Annotated in this window: 10 protein-coding genes; 8 read left to right on the top strand and 2 right to left on the bottom strand. The window is 53.7% G+C overall.

The features are described from left to right. The first annotated feature begins 70 nt into the window (after window positions 1-70). A complete protein-coding gene (locus KIH39_RS02545; protein WP_213497708.1) occupies window positions 71-829 on the top strand; it encodes an SDR family oxidoreductase in 759 nt (252 codons plus the stop codon). Between the two features lie 2 nt (window positions 830-831). Further along, window positions 832-1,146 carry a P-II family nitrogen regulator gene (locus tag KIH39_RS02540; protein WP_213497707.1) on the top strand — a complete coding sequence of 105 codons (315 nt, stop codon included), beginning with the start codon at window positions 832-834 and terminating at the stop codon, window positions 1,144-1,146. Here the strand turns inward: KIH39_RS02540 and KIH39_RS02535 are convergent. Then, entirely contained in the window at window positions 1,143-3,236 is a 2,094-nt protein-coding gene (locus tag KIH39_RS02535) for a hypothetical protein (RefSeq protein WP_213497706.1), read from the bottom strand. The genes KIH39_RS02540 and KIH39_RS02535 overlap by 4 nt on opposite strands. Window positions 3,237-3,531: 295 nt before the next feature. Between KIH39_RS02535 and KIH39_RS02530 the strand changes: the two genes are divergently transcribed. From KIH39_RS02530 to KIH39_RS02520, 3 genes are all read left to right on the top strand, one after another. Then, the gene (locus KIH39_RS02530) at window positions 3,532-5,085 is read left to right on the top strand and encodes a serine/threonine protein kinase (protein WP_213497705.1); all 1,554 of its coding nucleotides are present in this window, start codon (window positions 3,532-3,534) and stop codon (window positions 5,083-5,085) included. A 116-nt stretch (window positions 5,086-5,201) separates the two neighbouring features. After that, window positions 5,202-6,287 (top strand): 1-deoxy-D-xylulose-5-phosphate reductoisomerase, encoded by a 1,086-nt coding sequence (gene dxr, locus KIH39_RS02525; protein ID WP_213497704.1) that lies wholly within the window; start codon window positions 5,202-5,204, stop codon window positions 6,285-6,287. Window positions 6,288-6,311: 24 nt separating this feature from the next. Next, window positions 6,312-8,546 (top strand): site-2 protease family protein, encoded by a 2,235-nt coding sequence (locus KIH39_RS02520; protein WP_213497703.1) that lies wholly within the window; start codon window positions 6,312-6,314, stop codon window positions 8,544-8,546. 41 nt (window positions 8,547-8,587) lie between these two features. On the opposite strand, the gene KIH39_RS02515 is transcribed toward KIH39_RS02520, so the two are convergent. Further along, a complete protein-coding gene (locus KIH39_RS02515; protein WP_213497702.1) occupies window positions 8,588-9,793 on the bottom strand; it encodes a 2,3-bisphosphoglycerate-independent phosphoglycerate mutase in 1,206 nt (401 codons plus the stop codon). A gap of 96 nt (window positions 9,794-9,889) precedes the next feature. On the opposite strand from KIH39_RS02515, the gene KIH39_RS02510 reads away from it, so the two are divergent. The 3 genes from KIH39_RS02510 to KIH39_RS02500 are packed head-to-tail and all read left to right on the top strand — an operon-like array spanning window position 9,890 to window position 12,850. Continuing rightward, window positions 9,890-11,350: a glucose-6-phosphate isomerase gene (locus KIH39_RS02510; RefSeq protein WP_213497701.1), complete on the top strand. Its 1,461-nt coding sequence runs from the start codon at window positions 9,890-9,892 to the stop codon at window positions 11,348-11,350. Window positions 11,351-11,372: 22 nt separating this feature from the next. Continuing rightward, a complete protein-coding gene (locus tag KIH39_RS02505; RefSeq protein ID WP_213497700.1) occupies window positions 11,373-12,155 on the top strand; it encodes a hypothetical protein in 783 nt (260 codons plus the stop codon). Next, window positions 12,152-12,850 (top strand): class I SAM-dependent methyltransferase, encoded by a 699-nt coding sequence (locus tag KIH39_RS02500; RefSeq protein WP_213497699.1) that lies wholly within the window; start codon window positions 12,152-12,154, stop codon window positions 12,848-12,850. Before KIH39_RS02505 ends, KIH39_RS02500 begins: the two co-directional genes overlap by 4 nt. Window positions 12,851-12,857 lie beyond the last annotated feature (7 nt).

The following is a 12,857-nucleotide window of genomic DNA, read 5'->3' as shown; positions in this document are numbered from 1 at the left end:
AGGCGTAGTTGGCAAACTCATAAAATGTTCTTCGAATCTTCCGAACATTCTCCTATTTTAGGAGCAATAAGTGATCAACTACAACTTCAAATCTAAAAACGTGCTGATAACCGGGAGCTCGCGCGGCATGGGGGCTTGCATTCTGGAAGCCTTCGCGCAGGCCGGTGCTCACGTCTGGTTGCACTACTGGAATGACCCGGAAGGCGCGAACTTCCGGGATGCGGAAGTTCTGGCTAACCGTCTCCATTCGGCCGGTTGTACGGTACGAGTCGTGTCGGGGGACGTTCGAAAGCCCGAGGACATGCAAGCCATCATGACCGAAATTCAGCAGAAGGATGGGGGACTGGATATTCTGGTGAATAACGCCGGGGTGCTTCGAGACAAAACTCTGAAGAATCTTACTCTCGACGACTGGCAATTCGTCCTCGACACCAATTTGAATGGCGTGTTTCATTGCTGCAAAACGGCCAACACCATTCTGCGCGATCATGGCCGAATTGTGAATATTGCCTCGATTGCCGGTTTGTTTCCCTTTCACGGTCAATCGAACTACGCCGCCGCAAAAGCCGGCGTCATCGCTTTGACAAAGGTATTAGCCAAGGAACTGGCCCGTCGGAAAATTACCGTGAATGCCGTCGCCCCCGGCGTCATCCAAACCTCCATGATCGAAAGCATCAAACCCGAGGTCCGGGCCGAATACGAGAAGCAAATTCCGATGGGTCGATTGGGGCTGCCTCAAGATGTGGCCAATGCCGTGCTGTTCCTGGCCAGTGAAGAGACGGAGTACATTACCGGTCAGGTCCTGCCGATAACCGGGGGTTGGTTTTAGTCATGCGACAATTCACAATGATCGTCCGGCCTTTCGTGGCTCAGGCAGTTCTGGAAGCTCTGGTGGACTTAGGTATCGATTCCTGGATCGTTCACGAAGCGAAAGGCTATAGCCGACAAAAAGGGTATCTGGAACGCTACGTCGGCAGCGAATATAGTCTGGCGTTCTTACCCAAAGTGGAAATCTCGCTTTGGGCGAATCGGGAATTGAATCCCGAGACGCTATCCAAAATCCAAGAGATCGCCCGAACAGGGCGAATCGGGGATGGCAAGATTTTCGTGGTGCCGCTGGCCTGGCAAGAAGAACTGGAATTCTAGCTCTTGGCCAATTGTTTACGAGCCTCAGCCGCCATCTCCTGGAAGCCGTTCTCCAGACTCCGCTTCAAAGCCTTCTGGGCGAGACGAGTCCCATACTCGGCGTATTTCAATGCCAAATCGGGGGCTCCGTTCGATAACAGAGTCTCCGTAACACCCGCCAGCAGTTCGAGGTGCTGCGGCCATTCGGCATCGTAAGATTGCATCTCCTCGTCGATGCCCTCTTTTTTCTTCATCATCAGCTGGCATTTCAGCTTTCGCGTCATGAAATCTATTTGAGTGGATGGATCGGCCACAATCGCCACATGCTTTTGACCTTCCTCGGCCCAGCGAACGGCCTCTTCAAACTTCTGCTGCCGGAAGGCAGCGTTCATTATCGAGATGTAATAATTCGAGCGGTCTCGGGGTTCCTGCTCGGGAGGGAGTGCGATAATCTTTTCTCCCAGACGGCCCGCGAGATCAAAATCCTGAAAGCGGATGGCGCTGTCGAACAGTTTTACCAACCGGGAAGGAACGGTCTCTGATTTAGCCAGTTCTGTCACGGCGCCTAAATCGAGAGTCTCAATCTCGGTGGCTTGATCGCCCGAAGCGATGATCTGTTTGTGGGTAATGCCCAATTTTCGTCGGAGTCGATTGAAATCGTACGGCAGGCGCTCCAAAGCCACGTCCCGAATCAGTCGATTGGTGTTGAAAAAAGTCACGATCGCCACATACTCGAGATATTGCACCAATCCTTCCAGCCGATTCTTCTTTTTGGGATCTTGTTGCGCCTGCTCCGGCGACAGACCGCCCAGGGATTTCAGCGGCTTATGATACCATTGCTCTTCCAGATACTTGATGAGACTGTCCCGGACGAGGATGACAAATTCCGACGGCGGAAGATTTTCATTGGTGACGGGAATTAGTTGATTGAACGTATTCTGCCATCGATCGAATCGCTGTTCGAATTCAGGCTTCTCAACTGAAAAGCCGAGTATCGCATCCAGTTCTTTTTTTGTCGTTTCGACGTTCTCGCGATTCATATGCTCGAGGATTACCTGCCCCGGAACCAGATGAATATTGCAGAAAGGCAGACGCGATTTGGGAGGGTGGGCAGGATCGATGATGGTTTCGGGTCGGAAATAAGTCAGGGCAACAGCTCCGGATTCCTCCGAACGGCCCACTACTCCCAGCCGGTTCTCGGCCAGCAGTTTCTGAACCGTTTGTCCGAGTTTCTCGCCATCCACTATCTGGTAATGGTAGATGTAGCTTAAGTGATCGCAGTAGTCTTCAAACCCAAATACTTCCGAGGCGACTTCTCGCAAGCAACCGGCCTCCGCGGCGCGAACCGGATCGGACTCGAGATCCTGATAAATTTCAAATTCCCGGATCGCCTCGGCGCATTTCCCCAGCCAGAGTCGCGTCAAAGCCAGATTGAATCTTGCGGCCTGATCGTTCGGATTCTGTTCGAGATGTTTCGCAAACAGATTCTCCGCGGAAAGCAATTTATTGGTCGATGGGGGTGCAATGGTGCCCGGCTGGTAGGAATAGTCGGCCAGCACGAACTGAGGCACGCCCTCTTCATTGACGAAATAAGCTTCGAAAGTTTCCTTCCGTTTTTCATCCAGAGGGTCATGCTCCAGTTGCTTTATGAAGGCGAGCTTGGCCGCCGGAAAATTGGCGCGATGATATTCGAAATCGGCAATCATCCCCCAAACGATCTTAAGAGAGTCGCTTTGTTTTTCCGGAAAGTAGTCCGCCGCTTCGTGAAGGACTTCGATCGCTTCCGCCAGTTTCTGCTGGCGCGACAGCATCATCGCCTTCATGAGGAGAGCGCTGGGAAGTTTAGGAGCGATTTTCAGGGCATCGACCGTCAACTCTTCACTGCGAATTAAGTTCTGAACGTAATAATAAGCCCGGGCCGCATAAATTTTTACTCGAGGATCGTTGGGGTGCTTCTTCAAGAGCTCCTCAACTAGGCGAATTCCCGACTCTGGCTGACCAGATTCGATCATTCCAATGGCTTTGAAAAATTGAGGATATGTATCTCCGCAGCACCATTTGAGGCCTTTTCCGCTGCCGCACGGGCAGAGCATGTACGGTTCGAACTTCATGTTGTTAATCCTGTTACGACCAGTCTTGCTAGGAAATCTGGGAGTAATTCCCCTAATCGAAACTTCTTACCCAGCCGACGCAATCGTGCAATCCCTACAAATTACGGAAACGGATCAGTAGGAAAACCACCAACAACATGGTTGACATGCTGAAAACGGAAATTAAGCTGAAAGTAACGGTCGTGGCATAATTCTGTCACAATTGCAGTTTACTTATAGATAATTGACTCAAGCCCCGATCCGAGCATGGATGCACTTTGGGGACTTCATCCCATTCCCTAAGGGTGGTTCTTACATGGTAACGAGTGATTTAGGCGCTTGCGAATGGTTCGTATGGGACCTACGCCGGAGCGGCCTGATTGATCGAGGTCAGCTGGATCAAATTGTGGGGGATTTCCTACGCCGAAATCCACGCGCTGAGCCACCCGCACTGGCAGACTTCCTGATTCAGCAGCAAGTCCTGACGGCTTTTCAGTCGGAGAGAATTCTTTCCGGCAAATCCCAAGGATTGGTTCTGGGGCCCTACGTCCTGATCGATGCCATTGGCCAAGGGAGCATGGGCCAGGTCTACAAGGCGTCCTCCAAGAGCGATAATCAGCTCTACGCGATCAAGGTCCTTCCCCGGCGGAGCATGTGGAACGTGCGTCTGGCTCGACGACAGGTCCGAGCCTTCAGTCAGGTCAATCACCCGGCAGTCGTTCCTTTCGTCGATGTGGGAACTTCCGGTGGCCAGCATTATTTGGCCTGGCCCCTGGTTGAAGGGGAAACTCTGGAAGCGAAGATTGCCCGCGAAGGCAAACTGACGCCAGGACAGGCCGCCCAGGTAGGCCTCCAGGTGGCTCAGGGTCTTGCCGTCTGCCATCAGAACGGCATCTTCCACGGCTTGCTGAAACCTTCGAATATTATGATTGGCCGAGATGGTCAGGCCCGCGTTCTGGACTTCGGCATCGGTTCGTTGCTGGTGGAAAATGAAGGGGAATCGCTTGTCGACACCATGTCGACCGCCAACACCCTGACCAGCGGCTTGGATTGCTGCAGCCCGGAAAGCATCATGGAACCGACCAACCGGACGCCGGCGGGCGACCAGTACAGCCTCGGTTGTGTACTGTACTATTGCTTGGCGGGCCAGTATCCGTTCCCGGATGGTACCGCGGTTGAGAAGATGATGGCTCATCAATTCAAACAGCCACCTTCCATCCACACCATCGATAACACCGTCCCGCAACCTGTGGTGGACGTAGTCGAAAAGCTGATGCAAAAGGCACCCGAATCGCGATTCGGCGATGCGGATGAAATCGTGGAGAGCCTTCAGCCCTTCGCCAACGAAACGGCTCTGCCGCGTCGTTCGAACAGCTATAACGCCCCGCGTGCGCAGTACGATTCCCGAAACTCCCGGTCTTCCATGCCGAGCATCCCGGAAGTCGCCACCAGTGGGCCCAAGAGTCACATGGGAACGGCGATTCCAACCGCCAGTCCGGCCTCTCCGCACAATCCGGGGGCCAAGCAAAGCTGGGGTGCGACTTCCCCCGATATGCGGACGCCGAACCCGCCGCCTTCCGGAATGCGGGCTCCCACGCCGGCCCCGGTAGCGAACCCCGTCGGATATGGCAGCAACGCTGGTTTACCGGCGGTCAACACCGGTTCTAACGCCGGATTCCATCCCGGTTCGAGTTTCAACACCAGCCGTCCACCCTCGGCACGAGATTCGCATTACAACACCACCCCGGGTTGGGTACCAGAAGAGCCGAGGAAATTCAGCATTCTGGGAGTTTTGTTAGTGTTGGGCATTGCAGCAGCGGTTGCACTGCTAGTTCTTTACATGGGCAAAAACTTCCTACCAAAGACCTGATTAACCCAGACAAATAATGAGCCCGCTTCGGCGGGCTTTTTTTATTGAGCCTCTCTATCGCGTTCTCTCGCACTATAAATATCTCAAGTTCTTATTGTTATGAGCGAATTGCCATTATGAAGGGCATCGTTATTCTCGGCTCCACCGGCTCAATCGGGGTGAATACCCTGGATGTGCTGGCCGCGTTCCCGGATCAATTTCGAGTAATCGGACTGACCGGGCACCGTAACCGGGAACTCCTCCAGCAACAGGTCGAGCGTTGGCAACCGGCCTGGCACGGCACCGGAGACCAGCTAGAGGGCCTAGTTGATCGCCTGCAGCGGCCGGAAGTCGATCTAGTAGTAAACGCCATAGTCGGCTCGGCGGGGCTCAGAAGTACCCTGGCGGCCCTGGAAGCGGGAAAGACCGTCGCCCTGGCCAATAAGGAATCATTAGTCGTGGCCGGAGATCTGGCCGTTCGAACCCTTCAAAAGAGCGGTGCAAAGCTCCTGCCGATCGACAGCGAACATAGTGCGATCTTTCAGGCGATCCAGGGAAATCGCACCAGGGATATCGAAAGGGTGGTTCTGACTGCCAGTGGCGGGCCGTTTCGAGGCAGACACCGAAATGAGTTATCCTCGGTGAGCGTGGAAGACGCTCTGAATCATCCGACCTGGAGAATGGGACGAAAGATCACGATCGACTCGGCCACTCTCATGAACAAGGCTCTTGAAATGATCGAAGCCAAATGGCTATTCGATCTGAAGGCCGAGCAGATCGATATGATTTTGCATCCGGAATCCATAGTGCACTCGTTCGTCGAATATCGAGATGGGTCCGTTATGGCCCAACTCTCACCGCCGGACATGCGACTGCCGATCCAATACGCCCTCTTCCATCCGGAGCGACCGGCCGGTCCGGCGAAACGTCTGAACTGGCAGACCTTGAAGTGTCTGAATTTTTCCCAACCGGATTTCGAGGCCTTCCCGGCTCCGAAACTGGCACGCCGAGTGCTCGAAGAGGGAGGCACCACCGGGGCAGTGTTGAACGCAGCGAATGAAGCGGCCGTGGAACGTTTTCTTAATGGGACTCTGAGATTTCTGGATATAGCTTCTGCTTGTCAAAAAGTGCTGGAGGCCCATAACTTCTTAAGCACTCCGAATTTGGAAGAACTACTCGCCGCGGACCGCTGGGCGAGGCAGGAAGTCGAGCAATGGTCATAAGCGAGAAATGGATAATATAACTCAATGAGCGATACTGTTAAACAACCCGACAATCCCGAAAACGATGCGAAAGCGGCCGAGCCCTCCAAACTGGGCCGAGCCATGCCGTTTCTGTTTGTGATTGCTATCTTTGCATTCATCATCTACAAACAGCTGAGCATTCCCGATGTCGGCAAAGTAGCGATCGGCCTTGGCCTCGTCATTTTCATTCACGAGCTCGGTCACTTCCTCGCCGCCAAGTTGTGCGGCGTTCGCGTCGAAACGTTTAGTATTGGTTTCGGGGAACCGATTCCCGGGTGCCGATTCCGTTATGGTGAGACCTTGTATAAGATCGGCTGGATTCCTCTGGGCGGCTACGTAAAGATGCTCGGCGAAGGGGATAACGTCGATTCGGAAGATGCGGAGGAGGACCCGCGATCTTTCAAGAATAAATCCGTCGGCAGCCGGATGATCATCATTTCTTCCGGAGTAGTGATGAACTTGCTCCTGGCCTTGGTCTGCTTCCTGATCGCTTACAGCAATGGCGTGAAAGAACGGGCACCGATAATTGGAGCCGTGGAAGCGGGCTCACCCGCCTGGCGCAGCAACATCCATTCGGATATGCGGATTCGCTCCATCGGCAATCTGACCTCCCCGATGTTCGACGACATTAAACCCATCATCATGAGCACCCGCAAGGGGGAAATTGTTCCGTTCAAGCTGGAATCTCCCGATGGGACGCTCACCGAAGTGAATCTGGAACCGATTCGAAGCGATGAACCCCCCTACCCCGTGATCGGGGTCACTCCCGGAAATTCACTTTCCTTGTTCAAGAGCCACCGTGCTTCGACCAAGCCCGTGCGCGAGATGTCCGCCGCCGCAAATGCGCAACCGGCCTTCGAACAGGGCGATCAGTTCATCGAGATCGAGGATGCCGCCGGCAAAGCGATTGATCTCACTTCGACTCCAGAAGAACTCGCCAACTATCAGAACAAATTCCAGACTTTCTACAATCAGCTGCAATCCCAGCGCGGCTCCGAATTGAAGGTGAAAGTACTTCGCTCCAACGGCGAAAAAGTGAGCATCACCGTACCGCCGCAGTACACGCAGACTTTCGGGGTGCGAATGCAAATCGGCCGGATCAGCGGGATTCGAAACAATTCAGCCGCCGCGGAAGCTACCCCGGTGCAGGCAAATAAGGAAGCAAAAGGATTGAAGGAACTGACCCCCGGCGCTGCCGACTCGGGGGATAAGATCGTCGAACTGAAGCTGCCGGAGTCAGATGGATCCTACACGATTATCACCAGCAATTTCGACCCCAAAGTGGCGGGGATCAAAGCTCTCGATCCATCTCGCTTGCCCGAGGATCTCGACGCCTGGGCGATTCGCAATCCCAAGTCAGATAAACTTCTGATGACGGTTCTTCGTTCGGTGGAGCATGCCCCGACCCAGATTCAATTCGAGCTGAAATGGGATAGAAATGCCCAGTACTATCGGGAATTGATGTTAAATGCCAAATCCCCTTTATCCATTCCCGCGCTCGGACTTTGCTATACGATCGAGCCGATCGTGGAAGCCGTGGAACCAAACTCACCGGCCGATCAGGCCGGAATCAAAGCGGGCGATGTGATCAAGGAGATCAAGCCGAAGTACGAAAACAAGGAAGACAAAAAATTGGAGAGTTGGTTGCCGATTGCCGCCAATCAGTGGGGCTATTTCTTCGAAGCCATGCAATCGCTGCCGACGCATAATTTTGAACTGAAGATCCAACGCGGCAACGCCGAACCGACCATCGTCGCTTTCACGGCGGTAGAAGATAAAACCTGGCCGCGAGTGGACCGAGGCTTCCTTTTCGAATCCGAATTGGCCATTAACAAAGCGGAAAACATCGGAGAAGCATTCCAGAAAGCGGGCCACAGAACGTTGCGCATGATTCGGGTGATTTACCAGAATCTCTATGCGATGCTGTTCGGCCGAATTTCCGCCATGACCATGAGCGGGCCACTGACCATCGCCTCCTTCTCGTACGATATCGCCGGCGAAGATATCTGGCAGTTCATACTTTTCATCGGCTTGATCAATGTGAATCTGGCTGTTGTGAACTTCCTGCCGATCCCTGTGCTGGATGGCGGGCACATGGTCTTTTTGATTTACGAGAAGCTGCGCGGCAAACCGGCCAACGAAAAGGTGCTGGAACTCACACTCTACGCAGGATTGATACTCATCCTGTCTTTAATGGCGTTCGTGCTGTTCCTGGATGTGCGAAGACTGTTCTTCTAGTAGCGAAGATGCGACCCGGAGGTTTCCGGGTCGCAGTGGACTTAAGCCCCGTATTTGCCTAGTCGCCCGGCATGAGCCATGGCCATGAGCATCAAGTGCATGGCCTGAAACTGACCCAAACCTCCTTGCAGGCAAGTGCTTTCGCTAAAGCGAGTCACTGCATCGGTTCTCGCTGATGCGGCTCGAATCAGCGTCGGCACCGGATGCCAGCTATGGCTCTTCAGTTTGCTGGGAGTGCTGTGGTCCCCCGTCACGATGAAGACATCCGGATTCAACTCGAGAATTCCGGGGACCGCCGCATCCAACTTTTCGATCATATCCACTTTGGCCGGGAAATTCCCGTCTTCTCCGGTGCTGTCGGTATACTTGTAGTGCAGGAAGAAGAAGCTGTAATCGTTCCATACTTTCTTCAGGGTGGTGATCTGATCATTCAGAGTGCTACCCGCATCCAGAATATCCATTCCGACCAGGCGAGCCAGCCCCTTGTACATCGGGTAGACTGCAATGGCCGCACTCTTCAACCCGTATATTTCCTGCATGGTTCCGATTTTGGGATAACGGGCGAATCCTCGCAGAGTCACACCGTTGGTCGGTACATCGCTTGCCAGGACTTTCCCGACTGCCGTAACGAACTGGTTGACGAACTCGGCGGTCTTTTTAGAAGCTTCGTCCTTTCCGTGCGCCAGTAGGGGTGCAACGCCAATCGCTTGAGGATCGGTATCGTTTACGGCATCACCCAGATTTTCCCCTCGGAAAACGACGACAAAACGATGCTCTTTCACGGGCTCGACGAAAATTTCCACGCCCGGAATTTTTACCGATCGCATTTTTTCGACCATGGCCACGCAACGCTCGGTAGTCGGCCGACCCGCCCGGCGATCGGAAATTTTGCCGCTGGCGTCCAGAGTGCAAAAGTTTCCGCGGACCGCGACGTCCTTGTCCGTGACGTGAAAATTAATGCCGAGCGCTTCGAGAATACCCCGGCCGATCCGATATTGCAGCGGATCGTAACCAAAAAGACCAAGATGGCCCGGTCCGCTACCGGGGGTAATTCCGGGGAGCACCGGTATGCTCAATCCCGTAACCCCTTCTGCGGCCGCTTTATCGAGGTTCGGCGTCCGGGCGGTCTCCAGTTCCGTTTTTCCGCCAGGGGTAAGCGGTAGGCCGCCTAAACCATCGGCCACCAGCAGGACAATCTTGCTCTTATTGTCTTCGCGGAGTTCGCCAATCAATTCGTGAATGTTCATCGGGGGAGTTTACTCTCTAAAAAGATCAGATATCGTATTCTCAAACGTATATGAAATCCGCGTCTAGCGGGCACCCTGTCGCCCGGATCGTTCTGAATGCAGCTCCCGGATGAAGCAATCGACTTTAACTATCAAGGTATGCTTATCCCCACGTCGGAGAGCTGGACTCCGCTCGGAGAGTTGCAGACCAACAACTTCCTGACTCCGGAGAGGCTGGAGGCTCTCAAACCTCAACTTCAAGCGATTCGCTCGCGAGTGGCCGGCGAGCGGGAGATCCGGAATCCGCCGCCCCATCTCAAGCCTCTCGATTCCGGGTTCATCGATTACCCGGGCTTACTCCTCGAACAATTTCGCACGCGCGGCGATAGCAGCGAACTGAGTCGCATACTGGCCGTGGCGTCCCGACTTCGAGACAACGTGGATCGCGTAGTCCTCCTGGGAATCGGAGGATCCTACCTCGGTGCGAGGGCGTTGTTCGACTCGCTCTGTCATGGCCAGCATAACGAATTGCCGCCCCGGATGCGGTTAGGCAAGCCTCGGATCTATTTTGAAGGCCATACCGTCGACAACGATTCCCTGCAGGACTTAATCGAACTTCTGGAGAACACTTGCGTCGATCCGGAATTGCGCGAAGAACGCTGGGGCACGATTGTGATCTCGAAATCAGGAGGAACGCTGGAGACGGCGACGGCCTACAGGATCATTCGAAACGAACTGAATCGCTACTATGGCAACAGTCTGGATAAGATTCGTAAATTCATCGTCCCCATCACAGGATCTACCGGTAAATTCCGCGAATTACTCAAAGCCGAAGGCTTTGCGGACGATCAGATCCTTACGATTCCCGAAAATGTGGGAGGCCGGTTCAGCATTTTCACAGCCGCCGGACTGCTGCCCGCGGCCGTGATGGGTCTGGACGTCCGAGCCCTTCTGATCGGTGCGGCCTCAATGACCAAGCGATTCCTGGAAGAGCCCTTCGAACGTAATCCCGTGTTGCAATATGCCGCCGTGAACTACCTGATGACGGAGGAGAAAGGCAAGAACGTGCGAGTTCTCTCCGTCTGGACAAAGAAGCTCGAAGCGGTGGGTTTGTGGTACGATCAACTGCTTTCTGAATCGTTGGGCAAACGGGGCCGCGGAGCCACGCCGTTGACGGTAGTGCAGCCGCGAGATTTGCACTCGCGCGGCCAACAACATCAGGAAGGCTCGCGGGATAAAGTTATCAACAATATTCTGATCCGCGCGGTTCGCCACGTCCCGATGCAGATCGGCATGGCCGACAATAATCAGGATGATTTAAACGGGATTTCCCGCAAAACAATGCCCGATGTTCTGGATGCCGCTTATAAGGGCACTATGCAGGCATATGCGGACTCTGCCCGACCTTCTTCGGATATTACCTTGCCTGCTATTAACGAGCATGCTTTGGGGCAACTGATGCAGATGCTGATGCTGGCAACGGTCATTGAGGGGCGGTTGATGAATATTAATCCTTATGGCCAACCGGGTGTCGAAGCTTATAAGCAGAATATGAACAAGATTTTGCGATCCAAATAAGTCATCAAGTAGTTGGCATTCAATGTCTTCGGAATTGCCTGAGTGGCCCTGGTGGATCTGGCCTCACCTTCTGAGTTTGGATGCCCCGATTATTGCGGTGATCTGGCAGTCCTTTTTCTGTTACATTTTCCATGTTCCGTTACCGGCCCTCGAATCGATTGTTCTAGGATTAATCGTCTGGGGAATATACCTGGCCGATCACTGGCTCGACACTCGGAAGCATTCCCGCACCGTCTGGCAGGATAGGCACAAGTTCGCAGCCCGATACTCGAAAGCTTTTCTTTGCGGAGCTCTGTTGTCGTTAACAATGGGGGCCTTTTTGAGCCTCTGGCTTCCCGAACGAACCCGACTGAGCGGCGGTATACTAGGCTTGCTCGTGGCACTTTATTTTGTCGCAGTGCACGGCAGCAGAATGTTGAGTAAAACGGCGGTCAAGGAATTGAGCGTGGCCCTACTCTTCGCCGCGGGGGTAAGCGTATCATTGATTGCCGAAGAGAATATTCCTTTTCCGGAGTCCACTGCCGCAGTCGTCGGATTTGGCTCGGTTTGCTTCGTCAATTGTCTGATGATTACACTTTGGGAAAACTCCGAGCGAAAAATGGCGAGAATCTCCCTGGCACTCGCCTTCATACCGGTGGCACTTTCGGCAGTGTTCAGTCCCGCGCCGTTCGGTGGGTGTTTCCTGCTTTCCTACGCTTGTCTGGGGATATTACATCTTTTCCATAGTCGGCTGAGTCTTCGCGTTCTTCGGGTGTTAGCCGATGTGTCATTACTGTCGCCTCTTTTTGTTCGGTGTCTGCTTTGAGTTTCGATCTGCTGGCTCCGCATTACCACTGGATCGAGAAGATCGTCTTCGGCGATTCTCTGCAGAAGTGTCGAATCGGCTGGCTCGATTCACTAAAAGACGCAAAGAGAGTGCTGATTATCGGCGAAGGAGACGGGCGTTTCCTTCGGGAATTTTTGCGTGCAAATCCCCTGGCTGTAGTCAAGAGTATTGATTTCAGCCGGAAGATGCGCGAGTTGGCGAAAAGGAGAATGGAGGCCGCCGGGATCGATGGCAAACGAGTGCAATTTCAAACGGGAGACATCAGAAAACTCTTAGTGCCCGAAGGGACTTTCGATCTGGTAATCACCAACTTTCTTCTCGATTGTTTCGACGAAAAGGAATTGCAGCCAGTCATAGCACTTCTGAGCTCTGCCCTTATCCCAGGCGGTTTATGGGTCGTGGGCGATTTTCGAATTCCTTCGATCTCAGCTGCGGCGCGCAGAGCTCGATGGCGACTCCGCATGATGTACTTCTGTTTCAGGCTCTCGACCCGTTTGCAAACGAAAGAGTTAGTGAATTTCGATCCCTTGTTGGCCTCCCATGGATTGGTTCTCCTCAAGGCTCGAAGCTGGCAAAACGGCTTTCTGTCCAGCGAAATTTGGAAAAAACGGAAATTGCAACCCTCGGAGAGGGCTCCGGCAATTGAGCAACCTGACGATCTGAGCCCGCAATAAAATTTCA

The organism is Telmatocola sphagniphila (assembly GCF_018398935.1).
In the GTDB taxonomy this organism is placed as follows: domain Bacteria; phylum Planctomycetota; class Planctomycetia; order Gemmatales; family Gemmataceae; genus Telmatocola; species Telmatocola sphagniphila.
The sequence above is the reverse complement of the archived record's forward strand: the minus strand, read 5'-3'. Positions and strand labels throughout refer to the sequence as shown.